Origin of the sequence: Serratia sp. H402Y, assembly GCF_051172415.1 — a bacterium.
GTDB lineage: Bacteria > Pseudomonadota > Gammaproteobacteria > Enterobacterales > Enterobacteriaceae > Serratia > Serratia ureilytica.
Genome location: NZ_JBPIYZ010000001.1, coordinates 893,784 through 917,055, shown reverse-complemented (window position 1 = coordinate 917,055; position 23,272 = coordinate 893,784). Strand labels below are relative to the sequence as shown.

Sequence of the window (23,272 nt, the reverse complement as noted above, 5' to 3'; positions counted from 1 at the left end):
TACTTTTCCCCTACCTTAAAAATTATCCGACCTACCGCTATAGGAGTAGCCCGAAAATGCGACACTCTCTGCACATGAATATTCAGACACACAAGAAACAGCGTCCGAATTTTTCTTTGCTCAGTCGATAAGGATGAATTTTTCAGAGAAAAATATATCTTTCCCTATCAATATAAAACTCACCTTTAAAGTATATTTAAAAATATACTGAAAGATAATTCATTTAAATAATCGCTACAGGGGTCAAACAAGATAGGGGAAAAGGGATGCATCGCGAGTAACGGCGGGAATAAAAAACCCGAGCGCCACAGGCTCGGGTTGATAGCAACACAGACATTCGACGATCAGAGCGGCTTTTCAGTCCGTACGATGCCGTGATTCTTCATCACCTCTTCCATCGTAAGGCTATCGTCATACGGCGTCTCGTCGACCACGACGTCTTTCGGACGCTCATAGGGTTTGGTCGCACGTTTGAACATCCACCACCATACGAACACCAGGAAAGCGCCGGACTTGAGAAAAATCATGGTCCATAGGGCGACTTGATACCAGTTCATCTCTGTCTCCTAAGAGTATTAAGCAAAATCGATAAGGCGGCGTTAATTATCGTGCCGGTCACGCCTGACAGCAGCAGGCATCCGAGCAGCCTGCCTTGATGACCGCATAATCTCACCGATGCGTAGCCCTTATCAATAGCCGTTCGCGTTTCCTGCGGGCGACCGTCAAGTTCTCAGCACGCAAAAGCAAAAAAACCCCGCGCTCTAAGAGCGCGGGGTCAGAATGTATGGCGGAGGAGCAGAGATTCGAACTCTGGAACGGTTTCCCGTCGACGGTTTTCAAGACCGTTGCCTTCAGCCACTCGGCCACCCCTCCGCAACGACGCGCACTATAAACAGAGCTTATTCGCTTGTAAAGCCCAGGCGCGTTCAACCGCGCGAAAAATCGACGGAATGATGCAAGCCGGCGAACAAACGCGTGGCCGCTCCCCCCGCTGTTGCAACAATGATAACTAAGGGTAAAGATTGGTAAACAAACTTTAATCAAGCGCTTGCGCTGCCTATCATCGGGATTATTTTGTGATGGCCTGATAAGAGAGATCATTATGGACCGCATTGTCGTCTCGTCTTCCTCGCGCGACTCCCTGCTCAGCACGCATAAAGTCCTGCGCAACACCTATTTCCTGTTATCCCTGACGCTGGCTTTCTCGGCGCTGACCGCAACCGCCAGTACCCTGCTGGGCCTGCCTGCGCCGGGCTTGCTGCTGATGCTGGTTGGCTTCTACGGGCTGATGTTCCTGACGCATAAACTGGCCAACAGCCCGGCAGGCATTCTGGCGGCGTTCGCGTTGACCGGTTTCATGGGGTATGCCCTCGGCCCGATCCTCAGCTCGTTCCTGAACGCCGGCGCGGGCGATCTGATCATGCTGGCGCTGGGCGGCACCGCCGCGGTGTTCTTCTGCTGCTCGGCCTACGTGCTGACCACCCGTAAAGACATGTCGTTCCTGTCCGGCATGATGATGGCCGGTTTTGTGGTGCTGCTGGTGGCGGTGATCGCCAACCTGTTCCTGCAGATCCCTGCTCTGCACCTGGCGATCAGCGCGCTGTTCATTCTGTTCTCCGCCGGCGCGATCCTGTGGGAAACCAGCAACATCATTCACGGCGGCGAGACCAACTACATTCGCGCCACCGTCAGCCTGTACGTGTCGCTGTACAACATGTTCATCAGCCTGTTGAGCATTCTGGGCTTCGCCCGCAGCAACTGATCGCGTGTTACCCCGCCTTTCAGGCCCCGCTCCGGCGGGGCTTTATTTTTTGCGGCTGAAAAAATTTGCTAAACTGGCGGCCGTTCCGAATTATCCGTTATCGAGGCAGTATGTTGGAGTTTGAAGGTCGGGTTATCGACACTGACGCGCAGGGCTATCTGAAAAACAGCGCCGACTGGCATGAAGGCCTGGCGCCGCTGCTGGCCGCGCAGGAAGAGATCGTGCTCACCGAAGCACACTGGGAAGTGGTGCGCTTTGTGCGCGACTTCTATCAGGAATTCAATACCTCACCGGCTATTCGCATGCTGGTCAAAGCCATGGCGCAGAAATACGGCGAAGAAAAAGGCAACAGCCGCTATCTGTACCGCCTGTTCCCGAAAGGGCCGGCCAAACAGGCCACCAAGATCGCCGGGTTGCCCAAACCGGTAAAATGCATCTGACCGCTCCGCCCGCAGCGCCGCTGCAGGCGAGCGCTTAATAGCGAATGCCGAACCCGTCGTAGTCGGTCACGCCCTGCGGCTCCACCAGCACGCGTTCGACGCGCGCGCTGCGCGGGCCGCCCTGCTTCAGCCATGCGACCAGCGAGTCCACCTGCGCCTGTGTGCCGCAGGCCACCACCTGAACGCTGCCGTCATCAAGGTTGCGCGCATAGCCCGTCACCCCCAGCGCCTCGGCCTGCCGCTGAGTGGAATAGCGAAACCCTACCCCCTGCACCACGCCATACACATACGCAGCAATGCAAACTTGTGTCATAATCGCCCCCTTAATTCAGTTTTCGTTATGGCATTGCCGTGCCTTTGCACCGCCGTGTCACTCTTTCTATCCTAGCTGGCAGCATTATTAATTATGACCGTACGCCTGTTTCTCGCCAAAGGACGTGAAAAGTCCTTACTCCGTCGTCACCCTTGGGTATTCTCCGGCGCCGTTCAACGCGTCGAGGGCAAAGCGCTCTCCGGTGAAACCATCGATATTCTCGACAGCCAGGGCAAATGGCTGGCTCGCGGCGCCTATTCGCCCGAGTCGCAGATCCGCGCACGCGTCTGGACTTTCCAGCAGGATGAAGAGATTAACATCGATTTCTTCATTCGCCGCCTGCAGCAAGCGCAAAGCTGGCGTGATTGGGTCGCGCAGCGCGACGGCCTGGACGGATACCGCCTGATCGCCGGCGAATCCGACGGCCTGCCGGGCATCACTATCGATCGCTTCCAGAATTTCCTGGTGCTGCAGCTGCTGTCCGCCGGCGCCGAATATCAGCGCCCGGCGCTGCTTTCCGCCCTGCAGCATTGCTACCCGGAATGTTCGATTTACGATCGCTCCGACGTGGCGGTGCGTAAAAAAGAAGGCCTGCCGCTGGCGCAAGGCCCGGTGCTGGGCGATCTGCCGCCGGAGCTGCTGCCGATCACCGAACACGGCATGAAACTGCTGGTGGACATTCAGCAAGGGCACAAGACCGGTTTCTATCTCGATCAGCGCGACAGCCGCCTGGCGGCGCGTAACTACTCCGCCGGCCGCCGGGTGCTGAACTGCTTCTCCTACACCGGCGCCTTCGCCGTTTCCGCTCTGATGGGCGGCTGCGCGCAGGTGATCAGTGTAGATACCTCGCAGGCGGCGCTGGATATCGCCAGACAGAACGTCGAGCTCAACAAGTTGGATCTGAACAAGGCAGAGTTCGTTCGCGATGACGTGTTCCAACTGCTGCGCAACTACCGCGCCCAGGGCGAGAAATTCGATCTGATCATCATGGATCCGCCGAAGTTCGTCGAGAACAAAAACCAGCTGGCCAGCGCCTGCCGTGGCTACAAAGACATTAATATGCTGGCGCTGCAGCTGCTGAACCCGGGCGGCATTCTGCTCAGCTTCTCTTGCTCCGGGCTGATGCCGACCGATCTGTTCCAGAAAATTTTGGCCGACGCCGCTGTAGATGCCGGACGTGATGTACAATTTATAGAACAGTTCCGCCAGGCTGCCGATCACCCGGTGATCGCCACGTACCCTGAGGGGCTGTATCTGAAAGGCTTCGCTTGTCGGGTGATGTAACTTGAAATGCGCTGCCTTGCCCCCATATATGAGCAAGGCATTGTTTCTCAGGAGGTCATCATGATTGCCAGCAAATTCGGTATCGGACAACAGGTTAGACATAAACTGCTGGGGTATTTGGGCGTCGTTATCGATATCGACCCTGAATACTCTTTGGAACAACCCAAAGCTGACGAGATAGCGGCGAACGATGAACTGCGTTCCGCTCCTTGGTACCACGTGGTGATGGAAGACGAGGAAGGCCAACCGGTGCATACCTATCTGGCGGAAGCGCAGCTGGATGGCGAGCCCCAGGAAGCGCATCCCGAGCAACCATCGCTGGATGAACTGGCGGAATCCATCCGTCACCAGTTACAGGCGCCACGCTTGCGCAATTGACCGCGCCAAGACCTGAGAAACCCTGAAAGGGCCCGGCATCGCGCCGGGCTCTTTTTATTTAGCGTTCCAGCCCCAAACGCGGGATTTCGATTTTCGGGCAGCGATCCATCACCACCTGCAGCCCGGCCTGTTGCGCCAGCACTGCCGCCTGGTCATTAATCACGCCGATCTGCAACCACAGCGCCTTGGCGCCGATCGCTATCGCCTCTTGCGCCACGCCGTAGGCTGCCTCCGAATTGCGAAAAACGTCGACCATATCGACCGGCTGCGGGATGGCGGCCAGCGTGGCATAAACCGGCTGCCCCAACAGCGTCTGCCCCGCCAGTTTTGGGCTCACCGGGATCACCTGATATCCCTGCGACAACAGATAAGCCATCACCCCATAGCTGGGCCGCGACGGGTTATCGCTGGCGCCCACCAGCGCGATGGTTTTCACCTGCTGCAATAACTCAACAATCTCTTGATCTTGCATCTTCAACTCCCGTTTATCACTGCGTCACTCTTCCGTTTCAAGTGTAACCGATCGGCATTCGCGCGGCTAAACGCTACGCGCAGGAAACTTCAGCGTAATCTTATGGTCTGAGGCTGTCGCGGTTCAGCCACGCACAGACGTGTCTAATTACAAATAAATATGTAAAAATGTAAATAAAATACCCAATTGAAAAATTTTGACACAACCTATGCCATGTTCAACACTTAGAGCTACGTCACTTTATAAGGAGATAATGATGAAATTTGGTCTGGTGGTTGCGGCGTTGCTCAGCATCAGCATGCCTGCCGCGGCTACGACCCTGAAACTCTCCCCGGACATCGATCTGCTGGTGGTCGACGGCAAGAAAATGACAGGTTCGTTGTTAAAAGGCGCCGACAGCCTTGAACTGGATGGCGGACAGCACCAGCTGCTGTTTAAAGTGACCAAAACCGTACGTTCCGGCCAGCATACGCAGGCCTATGCGTCCCTGCCGCTGGTTGCCACCTTCAATACGCAAAAGATCAGTCAGGTGGCGATCGAACTGCCGCGCATCGAGAACGATCGTGACGCGCAACGCTTCGATAAAACGCTGAACTATCGGGTAGTGGATAAAGAGGGTAATGCCCTGCCGTTCCAGCATGATGTGCTGCATCCCGACAGCGTCACCTTCAATACCGATTTGGAAAAGGTGATGACGGATTACAACCGCCAAAACCGCCCGGCTTCCGTACCGCTTTTCGTCCAGCCGAACGCAGGCAACACAACAGCCTCCCTGCCGGCCGGCGCACCAGTGAATGCCCCGACGGTGACGCTGAAAGGTGAAAACGTGTCGGAACAGATGCTGCAATACTGGTTCCAACAGGCGGACAAGGAAACCCAGAAGCGCTTCCTGCACTGGGCCAACAAACAACCGGTTCGCTGATCCCTCCCGGCGCCTTAGCCGCGAAGGCGCCTTTTCTTCGCATTTTCAACTGCAAACGCTAGGCAGTGAAAAACAGTTTCAGTAATCTGTCGCACATCACCGATTAGCGAAGGACACTGAGATGGAATTGACCACCCGCACTATCGCCGAGCGCAAACACATTGCGCTGGTGGCGCACGATCACCGCAAACAGGCCCTGCTGGAATGGGTTGAAAGCCACAAGACCATTCTGGCGCAGCACCAGTTGTACGCCACCGGCACCACCGGCAACCTGATCCAGCGCGCCAGCGGCATTCCCGTCACCAGCATGCTGAGCGGCCCAATGGGTGGCGATCAGCAAGTCGGCGCACTGATTGCGGAAGGCAAAATAGACATGCTGATCTTCTTCTGGGATCCGCTGAACGCGGTTCCGCACGATCCGGACGTGAAGGCGCTGCTGCGGCTGGCGACCGTCTGGAATATTCCGGTGGCGACCAACCGTTCGACCGCTGATTTTCTGATTGACTCCCCGCTGTTCAAAAGCGAGGTGGCGATCGCCATCCCCGACTATCAGCGTTACCTGCAAGACCGCCTGAAATAGTCCTTTCGGCCTGGCTACCGCCAGGCCTGCTGCTTACGGTTTTTTCTGCACCGGAACGCCAAGTTCACGCAGGTGGTCGACGAACACCGAAGGACGTTCACGATCCTGCAACAGCCATACCTGATGTTTGGCGCGAGTCAACGCGACATACAGCAGACGGCGCTCTTCGGCATCCGGAAAGTCCTCCGGCTGCGGCAGTAACACCTCTTCCAACACCGACTCGCGCGCCACGGCGGGGAAGCCGTCACGCCCCTCATGCAAACCGGCGATGATGACGTATTCCGCCTGCTGCCCCTTGCTGGCGTGGATGGTCATAAACTCCAGATCCAGCTTTGGCCAGCGGGTGGCCGCTTTCGCCAGCGCTTCCGGTTTCAGATGGTGGTAACGCGCCAGCACCAGGATGCGCTCATCCGGCTTGGCGTAGCCGCTCAGCTTGTCCAGTAACGGCTCCAACTGCTCGTGCGGCAGGATCGTCACCGACTTTTTATTGCCCTTGCTCAGGCTATTGAGCGGTTTTTTCAGCTGGTGCGGGTTTTGCTGCACGAACCGGTTGGCCACCTCGCCGATGCGTTCATTGAAACGATAGGTGGTATCCAGCGCGCACTGCGCGCCTTCGCCGAAGTTCGTGGCGAAGGCCGTGGTTAACGTCAGTTCTGCGCCGCTGAAGCGATAAATCGCCTGCCAGTCATCCCCTACAGCAAACAGGCAGGTCTGCTTGTTCTGTCGGCGCAATGCCGCCAGCAAGAGCGCACGCTGCGGTGAGATATCCTGAAACTCGTCGACCAGAATATGTTTCCACGGGCTGACGAAGCGCCCCTTGTCGAGAATGTTGACCGCCTGATGGATAAGGCCGGAGAAGTCCACCGCCCCTTCCTCTTTCAAGGCGCTTTTCCAGGCTTTCAGCAGCGGCGCCATCAGCCTGATGCGTTTTGAAAACAGATCGCGGATTTCTTCATCCGCCTGCTCGATCATTTCCGCCTGGCTGCCGCCATGCATGCGCATCAGCCCCAACCAGCGTTCCAACCGGCTTGCCAGGCGATCCGCCAGGCGCTTATCCTGCCAGAAGTCGCCTTCCGGCACTTCCCATTCCAGCTCTTCGGTCAACCATTGACGCCACCCCTTGGCCTGCGCTTTCTTCTCCGCGCACTGTTGGCGCCAATGGGTAATCAGCAGCTCTTTGCGCGCTTTGGCATCGGTTTCCAACCGGCTGATGGCCGGCGCTTTGCGGCTGCCTTGTTGAATGATTTGCAGCGCCAAGGCATGGAAGGTCTTGGCCTGAATACCGACATCACCCAAACGTTCTTTGATGCGGTCGTTCATCTCGCCGGCGGCCTGACGGCCGAACGCCAACAGCAAGATTTGACCCGGCTCAGCCTCCTGACGACGCAGCAGCCAGCCGGCGCGCGCCACCAGCACCGACGTTTTGCCGCTGCCGGCGCCGGCCAACACCAGCACGGAATCCTCGCCATTGACCACCGCCCGGCTCTGGGCGTCGTTGAGCGGCGAACTCTCGACGGTCTGGAAGAAATCATGGTGTTGATCCAGCATGCGCTCGGTCCACTGCCGGTTGCGTTGCTCGATACTGCGCTCCCCCTGCTGCAACCATTGCAAACACAGATGGTAATCAGCCCGGCAGTTATCGAATTCCTCCAGGCGCGCCACCGGCATCGGTAGCGCGGAGAAAGCCTCGCGAATTTGCTGCTGCAGCTTGCCCAGCTCAGACTTTTTGAACCATTTATCTTGTTGTTCAATGCGCTTAATCTGCGCCACCTGCTGTTGCAACACGCCGGCGCTGACGTCGCTCATCTCGGCGCTCCACTGCTGCCACGCCTGCTGCAGAAAGTGATAAAAACGCTGCGTTTCCTGCCATTCGGTGCCGTGCAACCGCACCACTTTTTCGTCCGGTAATTCAAATTCCAGCTCGCCCCAGACGATGCCACGCTTGCACCTGACCTGAATCAGTTGATTGAAGGGGATCAGGTATTCATGTTTTTCCCCGCTCACCTCAACGCCGGCGTGCAGCAACCGCACGCGGTTATAAGGGTGCTGAGCCAGGTGTTTCCCCAGCGATGTCGCTTTAAGTTCCATATCGTCGCGCCATGACTATGTTGAGATTAAATAACGGATATCTGCCAGTTTACCTGCGATAAGCAGTGGCACTCTAGCGCTAAAAAAAGGGTAGAATAGATTTTGCGTTTTTATCGTGAATACGCCCGCATCGCGGTTTGGCTATCATTAGAGCAGAATGACGTCTATGCGTACTGTACTGAATATTCTTAATTTTGTGTTGGGCGGTTTCTTCACCACGCTAGGCTGGCTTATTGCTACAGTGTTCAGCGTGCTGCTTGTCATCACACTGCCGCTTACCCGCTCCTGTTGGGAAATCACCAAGCTGTCGCTGGTGCCGTTCGGCAACGAAGCGATACACGTCGATGAACTGTATCCGGAAAAAAGCAATGCGCTGCTCTCCGCCGGCGGCTCACTGCTCAACATTATCTGGCTGGTGCTGTTCGGCTGGTGGCTGTGTCTGTCACACATCGCCGCCGGTATCGTGCAATGCGTTTCAATCATCGGCATTCCGGTCGGCATCGCCAATTTCAAAATAGCCGCCATCGCGCTGTGGCCGGTGGGACGCCGCGTCGTCTCGGTAGAAATGGCTCAGCAAGCCCGTATTGAGAATGCTCGCCGCCACTATCAACAGCGTTAATTTTTTCTCCGTTTGAGGAGTTTTTCGTGCTCTCTTTTGCACCCGCAGTTCGTCGTTATACTTACAACAGCAACCTGCTGTATCACTTGCGCATCCTCATTGCGCTGATCGGCACCACCGCCGTTCCCTGGTGGCTCGGCATTCCCAAGCTGACTATCCCGTTAACGCTGGGCGTGGTGGCAGCCGCCCTGACTGATTTGGACGACCGCCTGGCCGGCAGATTACGCAATCTGCTGATCACGTTGGTATGCTTCTTTATTGCTTCCGCCTCGATTGAGCTGCTGTTTCCCTACCCTTGGTTGTTCGCGCTTGGCTTAACCACCTCGACCTGCGGTTTTATCCTGCTGGGCGCCTTGGGGCAACGTTACGCCACCATCGCCTTCGGTGCGCTGCTGATCGCGGTTTACACCATGCTCGGCACTTCCATGTACGATGCCTGGTATCAGCAACCGCTGCTGCTGGTGATCGGTGCATTGTGGTACAACCTGCTGACGCTGGCGGGCCACCTGCTGTTCCCGATCCGACCGCTGCAAGAAAACCTGGCGCGCTGTTACGATCAACTGGCCAATTATCTGGACGCCAAAGCCAACCTGTTCGATCCCGACGCCGAACGCGACGCCGATCTGCCATGGATGGACGTCGCAATGGCCAACAGCGCGTTGGTCGCGTTACTCAACCAGACCAAAGCCTCGTTATTGACACGCCTGAAAGGCGATCGCGGCCAGCGCGGCACCCGTCGCACCTTGCACTACTATTTTGTCGCGCAGGATATCCACGAACGCGCCAGTTCTTCTCACGTTCAATACCCTGCGCTCAGCCGGCAATTCCGTCACAGCGACATTTTGTTCCGCTTCCAGCGTTTGCTGAGTATGCAGGCGCGCGCCTGCCGCCAGCTGGCGCAATCTATCCTGCTGCGGCAAAAGTACCAGCACAATCCGCGTTTTGAGCCGGCTTTCAGCCGCATTCAGGAAGCGTTGGCGCGCATCGCCGAAACCCAGGGCAATAGCGAACAGACCAAGGCGCTGGCGCATCTGCTGAAAAACCTGCATGCGATAGATGCGCAGTTGGCCAATATCGAGTCCGAGCAAACGCTGGCGAGCGGACAAGCGGAAGAGAACAGCCTGGCCGACGATCGCTTGACCGGTTGGAGCGACATCCGGCTGCGCATCAGCCGCCATTTAACGCCGCAGTCGGCCCTGTTCCGCCATGCGATCCGCATGTCGGCGGTGCTGTGCGTCGGTTACGCCTTTATCCAGTTCACCGGTATGCAGCACGGTTACTGGATCCTGCTGACCAGCCTGTTCGTCTGCCAACCGAACTACAACGCCACCCGCCGGCGCCTGGCACTGCGCATCATCGGCACTTTGGCAGGTATCCTGATCGGCCTGCCAATCCTCTATTTCGTGCCTTCCGTAGAAGGACAACTGGTGTTGATCGTCATCACCGGCGTCCTGTTCTTCGCTTTCCGCACCGTGCAATATGCCCACGCGACGATGTTCATCACGCTGCTGGTGTTGCTGTGCTTCAACCTGTTGGGTGAAGGATTCGAAGTGGCCGCCCCGCGCGTTTACGATACCTTGCTGGGATGCGCCATCGCCTGGGCGGCCGTCAGCTTCATCTGGCCAGACTGGAAGTTCCGCCAACTGCCGGCGGTGGTGGATAAAACGCTGAATGCCAACTGCCGCTATCTGGACGCCATTTTGGTGCAATATCATCAAGGTAAGGATAACGGCCTCGCTTACCGCATTGCACGACGAGATGCCCATAACAGCGATGCGGAACTGGCTTCGGTTATCTCCAACATGTCAGCCGATCCCAAGGCCGACAAAGCGCTGCAGGAAGCCGCCTTCCGCTTGCTCTGTTTGAACCACACGCTCCTGAGCTATATCTCCGCATTGGGGGCGCACCGCGAGCGGCTGAACACCCCGGCCACGCTCGATCTGCTCAATGACGCCGTGTGTTACGTGGACGGCGCCCTGCATCAGGAAGAACGGAACAGCCAGCGCATTGCGCAGGCGTTGGAACAGCTGGCGGAGCGCATCAGCAAAGCCGTTCCGGAACCTGAAAGCAAAGAGCAATTGGTCTTGCAGCAGGTGGGTTTGGTGCTCGAACTGCTGCCGGAGCTCACCGCGCTGCATGCCCAAATCAATAAGGCAGCCTAACTATTCAGGGCCCGTTCGATGGGCCCTGAATAACCGGCTCATGCCCATGGCGGCGCATCGCCATCGTATGATCGAACCAACGCACTAGCTCGCTGCGTAATTCGGCCGGCAACGCCGCCTGATGATAACCGGCTATCGCCCCGCCCAGCGACAGCAGCACTCGTAGCCCCAAATTAGTCTGCTGTTTCAATAAACGGAGATAGCTGCGTTTGGCGCCATGCAGCCGCAGGTCATAAGCGTTGCGAATGCCCGCTCGCCACAGCAGACGTTCCATATTGACGTCAATATTCGGCAATGCCTTCAGTCGGCCGTGATCGCCAGCCTTAAGCCGCTGCTCCCGGCGCGCCTCCCTGACAGCCTGCCAGGCCAGCCCCACCAGCTCGTTGCGTTCCCGCCACAGCGACTCGTCAACCCAGTAATAGCGCAAGGTAATGGGCACACCGCGTTTGGAATAGACCATATTGACCATTCCGCGGGCGCGAAAGGCGGGTTCCATGCTTGCCGTAGCCCGCAAATACAGCTCCCCCTCCGCTATCACCGCAAACATGACGCCCTCAGCCAGCAGACCGTAACCGCCGAACTGCGACCGAGTCGTGATGGCCCCCAATGCCGCAAAGCAATTTTTAGCCTGCGCGATTCTTCTCGTCGACATCCTTTTCATAGCGTTCCTCCTTTTTAGGTTCTGGCCGTATTATTTCTCTCATCAATGAAAAAAGTAACGTGAACAACTAATTAGAAAAATACGCACTATCCGCCCGCCTGCCAATCACAAAAACCATCGGTACAAAAAATGATCGCAATTATGCGAGCCGCTACGAAAATTTGGGTTGATCTTATCCTAAATCAGGGATACTGTATAAACATACAGTAACACGACGGGCGGGAACTTTATGCGTACTCAATCACTCTACCAACCTCATTTCGGCCATGGCTCTTATACAACGCGCAATGTTGCGAAGAACACGGATGTCGGCAAAGAGAATGGCTTGATCAGTGAACTTGTTTACAACGAACGCCAGCCCGCAGTGGCTCAACTGCTGTTGCCCCTGCTGCAACAACTGGGCAAGCAGTCTCGCTGGCTTCTGTGGCTCACGCCGCAGCAAAAATTAAGCAAACAGTGGCTGCAGCAATCCGGCCTGCCGGTGGATAAAGTGGTGCAATTGAGCCAGATCAGCCCGGTGAATACGGTTGAGGCAATGGAAAAAGCGCTGCAAACGGGGAATTACAGCGTGGTTCTCGGCTGGTTGCCCGAGCTAACGGAGGAGGATCGTCTAAAATTAAGACGTGCGGCAGAATTGGGTAACGCATACGGGTTTATCATGCGTCCACAACGTGACATTAGCCCGACTCACGGACAGTGTTCTACCCTAAAAATTCACTCTTCTTTGTATCATTAAGTAAATTTAGGATTTTTCCCATCATTTTCGCACCCCGTAAAGGGAACCTTTGCGGGATAAGGCAAAAAGCTAGTCCAGCCGCGGTTTGGCAAGGGAAAATGCCCTGTTGATCGCCGTTTTTTTGAGCTGAGAATGTTAGCAAATATGTACGATTCTGCGTTTTTTTTTAGAGCCTTATCACATCACACTTGTAACTTTCGCGCCACGTTGTAGACTTTACATCGCCAAGGTTGCTCTATAACGTCAGAAAAACTGGCGAGTAACAAACGAGGGCTTAAACCTTGGCGAAGGAATTTAACCAAGGGCTTAAAACAGCTTTAAAGCTCATTGCCTATTTGGATGATAACGAGGCGCAAAATGAAAAAGACAGCTATCGCATTAGCAGTGGCACTGGCAGGTTTCGCTACCGTAGCGCAAGCCGCTCCAAAAGATAACACCTGGTACACCGGTGCTAAACTGGGTTGGTCCCAGTACCATGACACTGGTTTCTACGGTAACGGTTACCAGAACGGTATCGGCAACGGCCCAACCCACAAAGATCAGCTGGGTGCAGGCGCGTTCCTGGGCTACCAGGCAAACCAATACCTGGGCTTCGAACTGGGCTATGACTGGCTTGGCCGTATGCCTTACAAAGGCAGCGTGAACAACGGTGCTTTCAAAGCACAGGGCGTTCAACTGGCCGCTAAACTGAGCTACCCAATTGCTGACGATCTGGACATCTACACTCGTCTGGGTGGTATGGTATGGCGCGCAGACTCCAAAGCTAACTACGGCAACGGCACTCGCCTGAGCGACCACGACACCGGCGTTTCTCCGCTGGCTGCTGTTGGTGTTGAATACGCACTGACCAAAAACTGGGCTACCCGCCTGGACTACCAGTTCGTAAGCAACATCGGTGATGCAGGTACCGTTGGCGCGCGTCCAGACAACACCATGCTGAGCCTGGGCGTTTCTTACCGCTTCGGTCAGGATGACGTAGTTGCTCCAGTTGCTCCAGCTCCAGCTCCGGCTCCAGTTGTTGAAACCAAGCGTTTCACTCTGAAGTCTGACGTGCTGTTCAACTTCAACAAGTCTACTCTGAAAGCAGAAGGCCAGCAGGCTCTGGATCAGCTGTACACCCAACTGAGCTCCATGGATCCTAAAGACGGTTCCGTAGTGGTTCTGGGTTACACCGACGCCGTTGGTTCTGACCAGTACAACCAGAAACTGTCTGAAAAACGCGCACAGAGCGTTGTTGACTACCTGGTCTCCAAAGGCATCCCGTCAGACAAAATCTCTGCACGTGGTATGGGTGAAGCAGAGCCAGTTACTGGCAACACCTGTGGCTACAAATCTGGCCGCGCTACCAAAGCTCAGATCGCTTGCCTGGCACCAGATCGTCGCGTAGAGATCGAAGTTAAAGGTATCAAAGACGTTGTAACTCAGCCTCAGGGCTAAGTTTACTCGCCTAATAAAAAACCCCGCAATGCGGGGTTTTTTTTCGTCCTGTTTTTGTCAGAGCATTCAAGGCCTGGTGTAACGAAGGCGCTCTGCCCCGTTTATTTAGGTTCTTTGCCGAGAATCGCCTTCAGGTCTTCTTTCAACGACGACATCTGATTCGCATACTTCTCTTTGCGCTCAGCATCTTCGATAAGCTGCACGACGGTTTCCGACAGCGTCACACCGCGACGACGCGCCAGGGCAGCCAAGCGTTGCCAAACCAAAAACTCCAGATCGATAGATTTTTTACGCGTATGCTGGTGTTCTGCGTTAAAATGACGTTTGCGGCGGGCGCGGATCGTTTGTTTCATCCGGTTATCCAGATCCGGATTCATATGAGCGGCAATCCATGCAAGTACCTTTACCGGCTCATTTTCCAGCTTCAGCAGCTCGTTAACCGCTTCCTGAGCAGCGCTGTTTTCAATGTAGCGGGTAATGAGTTCCCCTTCCCGGTGCTTCTTCACCAGGTACTTCCATTTCCAACCGCTCTCCAGATTTTCCAGTTGCTGATATTTCATCTTGAGCTCTTCAGTGACCGCGTAACTTCAAATAAGCATAACAGCTTTACGCCGAATTTCCCCGGCAATTAAGCCGTCTTTTAGACTGTTTTTTGCACAGTCATCGCGCGATGTCAAACTCCCTGATGCCAACTGGCACTCCACATGTATCAAGCTGCCGTTATTCTTGTATAATCGCCCTTTCCCTTTTTAACGATTGCATCTAACACTTTGACCAATAACCGACTTGAATGGCAATCTTTATTGCCGGACGTAACGCCTTATCAGGCGATATTTGATACCGCCGCTCAGTTGGCACCCGTGCCCTTTTCCGCCATTCAGCCTCGGCTGGAAAATGCCCTGACGCTATTTTGTCACCCCCAATCGCCACCGCGATTCATGCTGTTGAAAGCGCAAGAAACGCGAGAATACCTGGAACTGATCGCTAACGCCGTCAAACCACTGCTGCCGCAAAACACGGCATGCCGCGGCAGCCACTATGTCATTCAGGATGGCAAGGTCAGCGTAGAGCCTGCCAGCCATGGCGATGAACCTTTCGCTGCCGGCGGTGCTTGCGTGTTCCAAGAGTGGATTGAACCGGAGCAGCTGTTTGGTTGCGTGCGGATCCACAATGGCGACATCACTCTGCAGCCCGGCCTGGTGCACCAGGCCAACGGCGGTATTCTGATCCTGTCAGCCCGGGCGCTGCTGGCCCAGCCGTTGCTCTGGCTGCGGTTGAAGCAAATGATCGGCCAGCGTCAGTTCCATTGGGTTTCGCCTGACGAAACCCGCCCGCTGCCGGTCGCTATTCCGCCGATGCCGCTGGATCTGCGGCTGATTGTAGTCGGCGACCGCCACGGCCTGGCCGATTTCCACGATATCGAGCCAGAACTGAGTGAACAAGCGGTCTATGGCGAATATGAAGACGATCTGCAACTGACTGAAGTTGATGATATGGCGCAGTGGTGCGGCTACGTCAACGGTGTGATCGCCGAGCGGCAGTTACCGATGTTGGCGGCCGATGCCTGGCTGCCGCTGATCGTTCAGGCGGTGCGTTATAGTGGCGATCAGGGCATCCTGCCACTCTCTCCGGTTTGGCTTGGGCAGCAGTTGTCCGAAGCTGCACTGTACGCCGAAGAAGACCGCATTACGGCCAAAGCGTTTGAAGCGGCATTGAATGCCCGCGAATGGCGTGAAAGCTATCTCGCCGAGCGTATGCAGGATGAGATCGAACTGGGTCAGATCCTGATCGAGACCGAGGGTGAAGTGGTTGGGCAAATCAACGGCCTGTCAGTCCTGGATTATCCCGGCCACCCTCGCAGCTTCGGCGAACCGTCGCGCATCAGTTGCGTTGTGCATCTCGGCGACGGCGAATTTACCGACGTCGAACGCAAGGCCGAGCTGGGCGGCAACCTGCACGCTAAAGGCATGATGATCATGCAAGCGTTCGTGATCGCCGAACTGGACCTGGATCAGCAGCTGCCCTTCTCCGCCTCGATCGTTTTTGAACAATCTTACGGTGAAGTGGACGGCGACAGCGCCTCGCTGGCTGAACTGTGCGCCCTGATCAGCGCCCTGTCACAGCAGCCGATCACACAACAGATCGCCGTCACCGGCTCCGTTGACCAATTCGGCAACGTACAGCCGATAGGGGGCGTTAACGAAAAGGTCGAAGGTTTCTTCGAGGTTTGTTTACGCCGCGGCCTGACGGGCAAACAGGGCGTCATACTGCCCGTGACCAACGTGCGCCACCTGTGCCTGCGTCAGGATGTCGTTGACGCAGTGCGCGAGGGGCAATTCCACCTGTGGGCGGTAGAGAGCGCGGCGGAAGCCTTGCCTTTGCTCACCGGTTGCCTCTACTCTGACGAACAACAGCCGAATTTGTTGGCGGCCATTCAGGAACGGATTGCGCAGGTGAGCCTGCAGGAACGCCGCCGTCCATGGCCGCTACGCTGGCTCAACTGGTTCAACCACGGCTGATCGGACTTGTTCAGCGTACACGTGTTAGCTAACCTGCGTCCTTCATTAAAATAAGGCTTACTGAGAACATGGTAGATAAACGCGATTCCTATACGAAAGAAGACCTCGAAGCATCCGGCCGCGGCGAGCTGTTCGGCGCCGGTGGCCCACCGTTGCCGGCGGGTAACATGTTGATGATGGACCGCGTGGTCAAAATGACCGAAGACGGCGGGACTCACAACAAAGGTTATGTGGAAGCGGAGCTGGATATTAATCCGGACCTATGGTTCTTCGGTTGCCACTTTATCGGCGATCCGGTTATGCCGGGCTGCCTGGGTCTGGATGCGATGTGGCAGTTGGTCGGTTTCTACCTCGGTTGGCTCGGTGGCGAAGGCAAAGGCCGCGCGCTGGGCGTCGGTGAAGTCAAGTTCACCGGCCAGGTGCTGCCGACCGCGAAGAAGGTAACCTATCGTATTAACTTCAAACGCGTCATCACCCGCAAGCTGATCATGGGCGTCGCCGATGGCGAAGTGCTGGTTGACGGTGAAGTGATCTATACCGCCACCGATCTGAAAGTGGGCCTGTTCAAAGATACCACCGCGTTCTAATCACGCTGACGAGAAGGCGGCCACTGCCTTCTCTCTAACGTTCTTCGCATGCCGTCATGTTCGACGTGATGGCATTTCTTTCTTTTATCCTTTCCCGGCTTTTCAAAGACTCCCGCCCCTCTTTTTAGCCGCCATTAGCATCATCTTATTATTCAGTTCTCATCAAAGAGGATTAGGGCCGATAGCGAAAATGCGCTATCGGGCGATATGAAATATCGCATCACGCTGGCATTGGCGCTGGGTGCTCCTTATTTCATCGCCCGACACCGAAATGTCTTCCCCCACCGCTCTTTGCCCTATGCTTACCCGAAGCGGCCAAAGCAACAGGCAGCCTGAAAGGCGGCCTCCCTCAATACCCGCATCAGTGCGATAGCGGTTTTTTTGCATCCGGTTATTCTCTTGCCCCTCAAGATCCTCTAACATGACTAGTATAGTAACTACAATTATTGTACTTAGTGAGGAAGGTATGCAAAAAACCCGCTTTAGCGACGCGCCTTGCCCCGTAGCGCGTGCATTGGATCGCGTGGGGGAATGGTGGAGCATCCTGATCCTTCGCGATGCTTTTCAGGGGCTGTCCCGGTTCGACGAATTCCAACAAAGTCTGGGGATGTCACCCACGCTACTGGCGCGTCGCCTGAAGGATTTGGTGGCCCACGGCATTCTGTATAAAGAACGTTATCAAACGCGGCCGGTGCGCTATCACTACCTGCTTACTGAGCGCGGCAACGATTTTCTCCCGGTGTTGGCGGCGCTCTCACAATGGGGCAACAATCATCTGACCGACGGGGACGTCAGCGCCCTGTTGGTCGACGGACGCAACGATCGGCCGATCCAAGTCCAGTTGGTCAATCGTGATACCCAACAGCCGGTGCCGCCGCAGTTCATTACGCTGGCGCCAGGGCCGGCGGCAAGCGACGGCATACATCAACGCGCCGAACTGATGCGGCAGCGGCGCCTCGCCGACTTACCCGAATTTACCAAGGAGCCATCATGAGCAATCGTCGTATCGTCATTACCGGCATGGGCGCCGTTTCACCGCTAGGGTGCGGTGTTGAAGCCATCTGGCAACGTTTGTTAAAAGGAGAATCCGGCATTCGAGCGTTGCCTGACGAGATCGTTGCAGATTTACCGGTCAAGGTCGGAGGACAGGTCCCGGCGCTGGCGCAAGATGCTGAAGCGGGCTTCAACCCCGACGCCTCCGTCGCCCCCAAGGACCAAAAGAAAATGGACCGCTTTATCCTGTTTGCTATGGCGGCGGCGGACGAAGCCATTCGTCAGGCCGGCTGGATAGCCGATACGGACGAAAAACAAGAGCGCACAGCCACCGTCATTGCCTCGGGTATTGGCGGTTTCCCGGCGATTGCCCAGGCGGTGCGCACAACCGACAGCCGCGGCGCCAAGCGGCTGTCGCCGTTCACCATCCCCTCATTCCTGGTCAATCTGGCGGCCGGCCACGTTTCAATCAAACACCACTTCAAGGGGCCGATTGGCGCGCCGGTCACCGCCTGTGCCGCCGGCGTGCAAGCCATTGGCGACGCAGTGCGTATGATCCGCAATGATGAAGCCGATATCGCCGTGTGCGGCGGTACCGAAGCCGCGATAGATACCGTCAGCCTGGGCGGGTTCGCCGCCGCGCGCGCCATGTCCACCGCTCCGGCCGAATTGGCGCACCAGGCCTCTCGGCCCTTCGACAGCGCCCGGGACGGATTTGTCATGGGGGAAGGCGCCGGCATGCTGGTCATTGAAACGCTGGAACACGCGCTGGCGCGCGGCGCCACCCCGCTCGCGGAAATCGTCGGCTATGGCACCAGCGCCGACGCCTACCATATGACATCCGGCGCTGAAGACGGCAACGGCGCCTATCGGGCGATGAAAATCGCGTTGAAGCAGGCGAACGTCGTTCCCGAGGAGATTCAGCATTTAAATGCGCACGCAACGTCGACACCCGTAGGGGATTTGGGCGAAATCAACGCCATCAAACACCTGTTTGGCACGGCCGGGACTGTCGCCGTGACCTCAACAAAATCAGCGACGGGGCACCTGCTGGGCGCCGCCGGCGGGCTGGAAACCATCTTTACCGCCTTGGCTCTGCGCGATCAGATAGCCCCTGCCACGCTAAATCTGGATAACCCCGATCCGGCGGCGGCAGGTTTGCATCTGGTCGCGAAACAGGCGGAATCGATGAACATGACCTACGCCTTATCAAACGGCTTCGGCTTTGGCGGCGTGAATGCGAGTATTTTGTTGAAACGCTGGCGGGATGAATAAGCGCCTGAAACAAAAACCTCCGCCAAGGGGCGGAGGTTATTCCTTTTATTTGACAGGGAGCCGCTTAAGCGGTCACAGCCCTGTCTTCCATGGCTTCTCGCCAACCTCCCAGCCATTGAGACCGGGCGTCCACTGATGATTGGTAGGGACAATGTTCCCTGGAACGCCCTAAAATACCTGCCTGATACCCTCTCGAATGCGCCCTTTCCAGACGATCGCGTTTCTGTCTCTTCATGCCTCGTTTCCCTCATTTTGGTCTGGTGGAAAGAAAACAATGGCTGCTTTTTGCGCAGCCACGAGTAATCAATAGCGCTAAAAGAAGAGAAGATCAATGCGCAAAATTCACGCCAATGTCATATTTGTGAGCTACGCCCGAGGAAAATGCTAAGTGGCTGATCTGCAGGGGAAGGGGTTAACCAATTGAAATAAAATAGAAATCCCTGCCAGCGAGAAAAAACGACTTTTCACGCCGACAGGGATTAGACGATTTTAGACCAAATTATGACTAAATGCCGCCCATCTGTGCTGCGATAGCCTGGGCTTCCTGCTGCCACCCCTGCGCCAGCGTGCGCACCAGGGCATCATAGCCGTCTTCACCCTGTTTCAGCTCCAGGTTGAAAGGCCTTTTGATCAAACGCCCCTGGCGGTTCAGCACCCACTCGCCGCGAATGATCGCTTTCCCGTCAAAGCGGCCGTGGAAGCCGCTGATGGTCACGTTCAGCACATCCTGATCGCTGCTCATCGGCTGCGAAGAGACCACCCACCCCGGCAGCGCGCTGCTCAGGTTGGTGACCAGCGTTTGCTGCAGCTGCTGATCGAGCGGGCTGGCCCACAGGTTGTTCTGGGCTATCACATACTGCACGTCGTTGGTCTGATACACCACGCCGCTCTGCGCCAGATAATCCGCCACGCTCACGTGCTCCAGCCACAGCTGGCGCGTGGAGGCGCCGCTGCTGCCGGCCACGGCCGGCGCGCCCAGCGCCGGCAACTGATAGTAAGTCTTCTGAGGCGAACTGCTGCAGGCGCTGAGCAACAGCGCCAGGGCTACCGGGATCCATTTCATCATTTCGTGGCCTTCTTCGGCTGAGGGTCATTGCTGCCGGCGGCTTCAAACACCAGCGCGTTGCTCTTCTCATTCAGGGTGCGCAACACCGGTTGCAGCTCACGCAAGACCTGATCGAGGCGCTGCATGTCGCCCACCATCTTGTTGTAAGCCGGTGAACCAGGCTGGAACCCTTTCATGCTGCGGTTCAGCTCCAGCAGCGTTTTCTGCATGTCCTGCGGCAGCGCCTGCATCTCTTTGCTGGCGATGATGTCGTTCAACGACTTCATGGTCTGCTGCGTCGACTTCATGGTTTTCTGGCTTTCCGCCAGCGTCTTGGTCGCTTCGCTGATCATCGGATTGATCGGCATCGAATTAATCTTATCCAACGTCTGCATCAGCTTCTGCTGGATCTGCGCCAGACCGCCGCTGGTGGTCGGCATCAGCGGATAACCGAACAGCTCGCGCGGCCCTTTCCACGGTTTTTCCTGCGGATAGAAGTCGAGATCGATGTACAGCGAACCGGTCAGCAGGTTGGCGGACTTCATCGAGGCGCGCATGCCGCGGGATTCCGCATCTTTCAAGTGCCCTTCAATATCGAAGTTGCCGCCCAGCTGTTTCTGGAAGCGATCCGGCTCGATGCGGATCAGCACCGGAATGCGGTAATCGTTATCCAGACGCTGCGCCATGCCGTCTTTATAGAACGGCACCTGCGCCACCGTCCCCAGACGGATGCCGCGGAACTCGACCGGCGCGCCCGGCTGCAGGCCGCGTACCGAGTCGGAGAAGAACAGCAGGTAGTCTTTATGCACGGTATACAGCGAATCCTGCGTGCTGCGCTGGTTGTCGAACAGCCGGTACTCCGCTTTCTCTTTCGCCTGTTCACCGCGATCCCAGCCGTCCGGCACATCGAAGCTGACGCCGCCGCTGAACAGCGTGGTCAACGAGCCCATCTCCACCCGCATGCCCTGTGCCGACATGTCAAACGCCACGCCGCTGTCTTTCCAGAAGCGCACGTTGGTGGTGACCAACTGATCGTAAGGAGCGGTGATGAACAGCTGATAGCGCATGGCGCGCTCTTTAGGATCGAAGTAGCTGGTTTCCACCGACCCGACGCGATAGCCGCGGAACAGCACCGGATCGCCGGCGTTGAGCTGGCCTGATTTCTCGCTGTCCAGCACGATGCGCAACCCTTTGGCGTCCGGGGAAGCCAGCGGCGGCGCATCGAGCAGCTGATAGTTGTCTTTGCCGTCTTTGCCTTTGTTGCCCGGCTGCAGTTCGATATAGGCGCCGGAGAGTAGCGTACCCAGCCCGGAGACGCCTTCACGGCCGATCTGCGGCTTCACTACCCAGAAGGCTGAATCCTGGCGCAGCAATTTCTCCATGCCGGAATTGAGACGCGCCTGCACCATCACCTTGCTCAGGTCATCGCTCAGCGTGACGGTTTCCACCACGCCGACGTCAACGCTGCGGCTTTTGATTTTGGTTTTACCCGCTTCCAGCCCTTCCGCCGTCGTGGTCACCAGCGTCACCACCGGCCCCTGATGGCTGAAGTGGTAAAACAGGATCCAGGCGCCGATCAGCGCGGTCACGATGGGAATGATCCACACCGGCGACCAGCGTTTGATCTTCTCGACGTCCGCGACGCTATGATTATTTTCCGTCACCTTGCGGCTCCTTGTTTATTGTTTCACTTGCGCGATCCCAGGTCAGCCGGGGATCAAATGTCATGGCGGCGAACATGGTGAGGATCACCACCAGCGCGAATAGCACGGCGCCCGTCGCGGGATAAATGCTCATCAACTGCCCCATTCGCACCAACGCCGACAACACGGCGATCACAAACACGTCGATCATTGACCAACGACCAACGAATTCGACCACTTCATAAATCAGATGCATACGCTCGCTGTCGGCGCGCGGTTTCTTCCTGCCGTTCGCATCCCAGCACAGCCAACCGATCGCCAACATTTTCAGCGACGGCACCATGATACTGGCAATGAAAATCACCATCGCTACCGGATAAGAGCCGTCCCCCCACAGCAGGATCACCCCCGCCATGATGGTGGAATTCATCTTGTTACCCAGCGCCTCGGTCACCATGATGGGCATCAGGTTGGCCGGAATATACAGCATGACAGAGGTCACCAGCAGCGCCAGCGTCCACTGCAGGCTGTGGCGGCGACGCACGTAGCCCTTGGTGTGGCAGCGCGGGCAGCGCACCTGATCGGCCGGCAGGATCGCCGTGCAGCACGCGCAGGAGCGCACGCCCTGGCGCATGCCGGTGCGCCCCACCGTCAGCGGGCGATTAAGCCGCGGCGCCGGTTCGATATCCTGCCACAGCCAGCGCCGATCCACGCACTGGAAAGCGCGCACCTGCAGCAGACAGAACAGGCAGTAAGGCACGAAGCTGCTGCCGATGCCGATGTCGCCGTAGGCCATCAGCTTGACGAAGCTGACCAGCACCCCGGCGAGGAAAATTTCCACCATGCACCAGGTCTTGAACTGGAACAGCACCCGGGCCATCCACTCTTTGAGACCCAGCGGCAAGCGCACCCTGGCGCACAGCAGGATGATCGCCACCATGCAAAACGCCGGGATCAGCTGCACGAACACCATAAACAAGGTGGCCATGCTGGCGTAGTCTTCCGCCACCATGACTTCCGGGATTTGGATCAGCCGGATTTCGTTGCCGAGGCCGGCGACGCGCATGTTGATAAACGGGAAAATGTTGGCCAGCACCAGCATGAACAAGGCGCTGAGCGCGTAACCGATCGGCCGCTTGCGCGGCTCGTCCCAGCGGGCGCTGAGCGTGGTTTTGCAGCGCGGGCATACCGCTTTGCTGCCATAGGCCAGCGGCGGTAGCGCCACCAGCATGTCGCACTGCGGGCACAGCATCAGGTTATCCTGCTGCGCCGCCGAGGGTGCGGAATGACTATGCTGCTGATGATTGTTGTGGGAACACACCATATTCCTCCTAAATAACGTTGCTCACCGGCACG

Annotated in this window: 24 protein-coding genes and 1 tRNA gene; 14 read left to right on the top strand and 11 right to left on the bottom strand. The window is 56.8% G+C overall.

Annotated elements, in window-relative coordinates; translation table 11 throughout:
- Nucleotides 1-344: 344 nt before the first annotated feature.
- Nucleotides 345-557: a hypothetical protein gene (locus ACSBQS_RS04505; RefSeq protein ID WP_004928089.1), complete on the bottom strand. Its 213-nt coding sequence runs from the start codon at nucleotides 555-557 to the stop codon at nucleotides 345-347.
- 228 nt (nucleotides 558-785) lie between these two features.
- Nucleotides 786-873 (bottom strand) — tRNA-Ser (locus ACSBQS_RS04500).
- Nucleotides 874-1,102: 229 nt separating this feature from the next.
- Here ACSBQS_RS04500 and yccA point away from each other — a divergent pair.
- A complete protein-coding gene (gene yccA / locus ACSBQS_RS04495) occupies nucleotides 1,103-1,762 on the top strand; it encodes an FtsH protease modulator YccA (RefSeq protein WP_033642602.1) in 660 nt (219 codons plus the stop codon).
- A 110-nt stretch (nucleotides 1,763-1,872) separates the two neighbouring features.
- Nucleotides 1,873-2,202 carry a sulfurtransferase TusE gene (tusE, locus tag ACSBQS_RS04490; RefSeq protein ID WP_033642601.1) on the top strand — a complete coding sequence of 110 codons (330 nt, stop codon included), beginning with the start codon at nucleotides 1,873-1,875 and terminating at the stop codon, nucleotides 2,200-2,202.
- A 34-nt stretch (nucleotides 2,203-2,236) separates the two neighbouring features.
- Here the strand turns inward: tusE and yccX are convergent, their stop codons facing one another.
- On the bottom strand, nucleotides 2,237-2,515 hold the full coding sequence (yccX, locus tag ACSBQS_RS04485) for an acylphosphatase (protein ID WP_042784138.1): 279 nt from the start codon (nucleotides 2,513-2,515) through the stop codon (nucleotides 2,237-2,239).
- A 93-nt stretch (nucleotides 2,516-2,608) separates the two neighbouring features.
- Between yccX and rlmI the strand changes: the two genes are divergently transcribed.
- On the top strand, nucleotides 2,609-3,799 hold the full coding sequence (gene rlmI / locus ACSBQS_RS04480) for a 23S rRNA (cytosine(1962)-C(5))-methyltransferase RlmI (protein WP_042784137.1): 1,191 nt from the start codon (nucleotides 2,609-2,611) through the stop codon (nucleotides 3,797-3,799).
- A gap of 60 nt (nucleotides 3,800-3,859) precedes the next feature.
- Nucleotides 3,860-4,177, top strand: a complete 318-nt coding sequence (gene hspQ, locus ACSBQS_RS04475) for a heat shock protein HspQ (RefSeq protein WP_004928104.1) — start codon at nucleotides 3,860-3,862, stop codon at nucleotides 4,175-4,177.
- 58 nt (nucleotides 4,178-4,235) lie between these two features.
- Here the strand turns inward: hspQ and ACSBQS_RS04470 are convergent, their stop codons facing one another.
- Nucleotides 4,236-4,649 carry a CoA-binding protein gene (locus tag ACSBQS_RS04470; RefSeq protein WP_033642598.1) on the bottom strand — a complete coding sequence of 138 codons (414 nt, stop codon included), beginning with the start codon at nucleotides 4,647-4,649 and terminating at the stop codon, nucleotides 4,236-4,238.
- A gap of 256 nt (nucleotides 4,650-4,905) precedes the next feature.
- On the opposite strand from ACSBQS_RS04470, the gene ACSBQS_RS04465 reads away from it, so the two are divergent.
- Together ACSBQS_RS04465 and ACSBQS_RS04460 are read left to right on the top strand one after the other, a co-directional pair.
- Entirely contained in the window at nucleotides 4,906-5,571 is a 666-nt protein-coding gene (locus tag ACSBQS_RS04465) for a DUF2057 family protein (protein ID WP_033650694.1), read from the top strand.
- A 121-nt stretch (nucleotides 5,572-5,692) separates the two neighbouring features.
- A complete protein-coding gene (locus ACSBQS_RS04460) occupies nucleotides 5,693-6,151 on the top strand; it encodes a methylglyoxal synthase (RefSeq protein WP_033642596.1) in 459 nt (152 codons plus the stop codon).
- A gap of 33 nt (nucleotides 6,152-6,184) precedes the next feature.
- Here ACSBQS_RS04460 and helD read toward each other — a convergent pair whose 3' ends face one another.
- Nucleotides 6,185-8,239 (bottom strand): DNA helicase IV, encoded by a 2,055-nt coding sequence (gene helD, locus ACSBQS_RS04455; protein ID WP_033642595.1) that lies wholly within the window; start codon nucleotides 8,237-8,239, stop codon nucleotides 6,185-6,187.
- Between the two features lie 166 nt (nucleotides 8,240-8,405).
- Here helD and ACSBQS_RS04450 point away from each other — a divergent pair, with 166 nt between their 5' ends.
- Both ACSBQS_RS04450 and yccS read left to right on the top strand, forming a co-directional pair.
- Nucleotides 8,406-8,858, top strand: coding sequence for a YccF domain-containing protein (locus ACSBQS_RS04450; RefSeq protein WP_025302313.1), 453 nt, complete (start codon nucleotides 8,406-8,408; stop codon nucleotides 8,856-8,858).
- A gap of 26 nt (nucleotides 8,859-8,884) precedes the next feature.
- The gene (gene yccS, locus ACSBQS_RS04445) at nucleotides 8,885-11,020 is read left to right on the top strand and encodes a YccS family putative transporter (protein WP_042784133.1); all 2,136 of its coding nucleotides are present in this window, start codon (nucleotides 8,885-8,887) and stop codon (nucleotides 11,018-11,020) included.
- A gap of 4 nt (nucleotides 11,021-11,024) precedes the next feature.
- Here the strand turns inward: yccS and ACSBQS_RS04440 are convergent, their stop codons facing one another.
- Nucleotides 11,025-11,681, bottom strand: a complete 657-nt coding sequence (locus ACSBQS_RS04440) for a TfoX/Sxy family DNA transformation protein (RefSeq protein ID WP_033650692.1) — start codon at nucleotides 11,679-11,681, stop codon at nucleotides 11,025-11,027.
- A 229-nt stretch (nucleotides 11,682-11,910) separates the two neighbouring features.
- Between ACSBQS_RS04440 and sulA the strand changes: the two genes are divergently transcribed.
- Together sulA and ompA are read left to right on the top strand one after the other, a co-directional pair.
- Nucleotides 11,911-12,417, top strand: a complete 507-nt coding sequence (sulA, locus tag ACSBQS_RS04435) for an SOS-induced cell division inhibitor SulA (protein ID WP_033642592.1) — start codon at nucleotides 11,911-11,913, stop codon at nucleotides 12,415-12,417.
- A gap of 357 nt (nucleotides 12,418-12,774) precedes the next feature.
- Nucleotides 12,775-13,854 (top strand): porin OmpA, encoded by a 1,080-nt coding sequence (ompA, locus tag ACSBQS_RS04430; protein ID WP_197666396.1) that lies wholly within the window; start codon nucleotides 12,775-12,777, stop codon nucleotides 13,852-13,854.
- Between the two features lie 101 nt (nucleotides 13,855-13,955).
- Here ompA and matP read toward each other — a convergent pair whose 3' ends face one another.
- A complete protein-coding gene (gene matP, locus ACSBQS_RS04425; RefSeq protein WP_033642591.1) occupies nucleotides 13,956-14,414 on the bottom strand; it encodes a macrodomain Ter protein MatP in 459 nt (152 codons plus the stop codon).
- A 210-nt stretch (nucleotides 14,415-14,624) separates the two neighbouring features.
- On the opposite strand from matP, the gene ACSBQS_RS04420 reads away from it, so the two are divergent.
- The 4 genes from ACSBQS_RS04420 to fabF all read left to right on the top strand — a co-directional run bounded on the left by ACSBQS_RS04420 (nucleotide 14,625) and on the right by fabF (nucleotide 19,228).
- Entirely contained in the window at nucleotides 14,625-16,373 is a 1,749-nt protein-coding gene (locus ACSBQS_RS04420) for an AAA family ATPase (protein WP_071997787.1), read from the top strand.
- Between the two features lie 68 nt (nucleotides 16,374-16,441).
- Complete coding sequence (fabA, locus tag ACSBQS_RS04415) at nucleotides 16,442-16,960, top strand: bifunctional 3-hydroxydecanoyl-ACP dehydratase/trans-2-decenoyl-ACP isomerase (protein ID WP_004928144.1); 519 nt, start codon at nucleotides 16,442-16,444, stop codon at nucleotides 16,958-16,960.
- A gap of 466 nt (nucleotides 16,961-17,426) precedes the next feature.
- Nucleotides 17,427-17,954: a winged helix-turn-helix transcriptional regulator gene (locus tag ACSBQS_RS04410; protein ID WP_033642590.1), complete on the top strand. Its 528-nt coding sequence runs from the start codon at nucleotides 17,427-17,429 to the stop codon at nucleotides 17,952-17,954.
- Nucleotides 17,951-19,228, top strand: coding sequence for a beta-ketoacyl-ACP synthase II (fabF, locus tag ACSBQS_RS04405; protein ID WP_197666398.1), 1,278 nt, complete (start codon nucleotides 17,951-17,953; stop codon nucleotides 19,226-19,228). Before ACSBQS_RS04410 ends, fabF begins: the two co-directional genes overlap by 4 nt.
- A 64-nt stretch (nucleotides 19,229-19,292) precedes the next feature.
- Here the strand turns inward: fabF and rmf are convergent, their stop codons facing one another.
- The 4 genes from rmf to pqiA all read right to left on the bottom strand — a co-directional run bounded on the left by rmf (nucleotide 19,293) and on the right by pqiA (nucleotide 23,237).
- A complete protein-coding gene (gene rmf, locus ACSBQS_RS04400; RefSeq protein WP_004928150.1) occupies nucleotides 19,293-19,463 on the bottom strand; it encodes a ribosome modulation factor in 171 nt (56 codons plus the stop codon).
- 270 nt (nucleotides 19,464-19,733) lie between these two features.
- Complete coding sequence (pqiC, locus tag ACSBQS_RS04395; RefSeq protein WP_117188721.1) at nucleotides 19,734-20,294, bottom strand: membrane integrity-associated transporter subunit PqiC; 561 nt, start codon at nucleotides 20,292-20,294, stop codon at nucleotides 19,734-19,736.
- The gene (gene pqiB, locus ACSBQS_RS04390) at nucleotides 20,291-21,937 is read right to left on the bottom strand and encodes an intermembrane transport protein PqiB (protein ID WP_033642587.1); all 1,647 of its coding nucleotides are present in this window, start codon (nucleotides 21,935-21,937) and stop codon (nucleotides 20,291-20,293) included. The genes pqiC and pqiB overlap by 4 nt, the downstream gene beginning before the upstream one ends.
- Entirely contained in the window at nucleotides 21,924-23,237 is a 1,314-nt protein-coding gene (gene pqiA, locus ACSBQS_RS04385; protein WP_369825817.1) for a membrane integrity-associated transporter subunit PqiA, read from the bottom strand. The genes pqiB and pqiA overlap by 14 nt, the downstream gene beginning before the upstream one ends.
- Nucleotides 23,238-23,272: the final 35 nt, after the last annotated feature.

Bases quoted from the DNA above. Each gene is read 5' to 3' on its own strand.
- ACSBQS_RS04505 (WP_004928089.1), bottom strand. From the start codon at position 557: ATGAACTGGTATCAAGTCGCCCTATGGACCATGATTTTTCTCAAGTCC.
- yccA (WP_033642602.1), top strand. From the start codon at position 1,103: ATGGACCGCATTGTCGTCTCGTCTTCCTCGCGCGACTCCCTGCTCAGC.
- tusE (WP_033642601.1), top strand. From the start codon at position 1,873: ATGTTGGAGTTTGAAGGTCGGGTTATCGACACTGACGCGCAGGGCTAT.
- yccX (WP_042784138.1), bottom strand. From the start codon at position 2,515: ATGACACAAGTTTGCATTGCTGCGTATGTGTATGGCGTGGTGCAGGGG.
- rlmI (WP_042784137.1), top strand. From the start codon at position 2,609: ATGACCGTACGCCTGTTTCTCGCCAAAGGACGTGAAAAGTCCTTACTC.
- hspQ (WP_004928104.1), top strand. From the start codon at position 3,860: ATGATTGCCAGCAAATTCGGTATCGGACAACAGGTTAGACATAAACTG.
- ACSBQS_RS04470 (WP_033642598.1), bottom strand. From the start codon at position 4,649: ATGCAAGATCAAGAGATTGTTGAGTTATTGCAGCAGGTGAAAACCATC.
- ACSBQS_RS04465 (WP_033650694.1), top strand. From the start codon at position 4,906: ATGAAATTTGGTCTGGTGGTTGCGGCGTTGCTCAGCATCAGCATGCCT.
- ACSBQS_RS04460 (WP_033642596.1), top strand. From the start codon at position 5,693: ATGGAATTGACCACCCGCACTATCGCCGAGCGCAAACACATTGCGCTG.
- helD (WP_033642595.1), bottom strand. From the start codon at position 8,239: ATGGAACTTAAAGCGACATCGCTGGGGAAACACCTGGCTCAGCACCCT.
- ACSBQS_RS04450 (WP_025302313.1), top strand. From the start codon at position 8,406: ATGCGTACTGTACTGAATATTCTTAATTTTGTGTTGGGCGGTTTCTTC.
- ACSBQS_RS04440 (WP_033650692.1), bottom strand. From the start codon at position 11,681: ATGAAAAGGATGTCGACGAGAAGAATCGCGCAGGCTAAAAATTGCTTT.
- sulA (WP_033642592.1), top strand. From the start codon at position 11,911: ATGCGTACTCAATCACTCTACCAACCTCATTTCGGCCATGGCTCTTAT.
- ompA (WP_197666396.1), top strand. From the start codon at position 12,775: ATGAAAAAGACAGCTATCGCATTAGCAGTGGCACTGGCAGGTTTCGCT.
- matP (WP_033642591.1), bottom strand. From the start codon at position 14,414: ATGAAATATCAGCAACTGGAAAATCTGGAGAGCGGTTGGAAATGGAAG.
- fabA (WP_004928144.1), top strand. From the start codon at position 16,442: ATGGTAGATAAACGCGATTCCTATACGAAAGAAGACCTCGAAGCATCC.
- ACSBQS_RS04410 (WP_033642590.1), top strand. From the start codon at position 17,427: ATGCAAAAAACCCGCTTTAGCGACGCGCCTTGCCCCGTAGCGCGTGCA.
- fabF (WP_197666398.1), top strand. From the start codon at position 17,951: ATGAGCAATCGTCGTATCGTCATTACCGGCATGGGCGCCGTTTCACCG.
- rmf (WP_004928150.1), bottom strand. From the start codon at position 19,463: ATGAAGAGACAGAAACGCGATCGTCTGGAAAGGGCGCATTCGAGAGGG.
- pqiC (WP_117188721.1), bottom strand. From the start codon at position 20,294: ATGATGAAATGGATCCCGGTAGCCCTGGCGCTGTTGCTCAGCGCCTGC.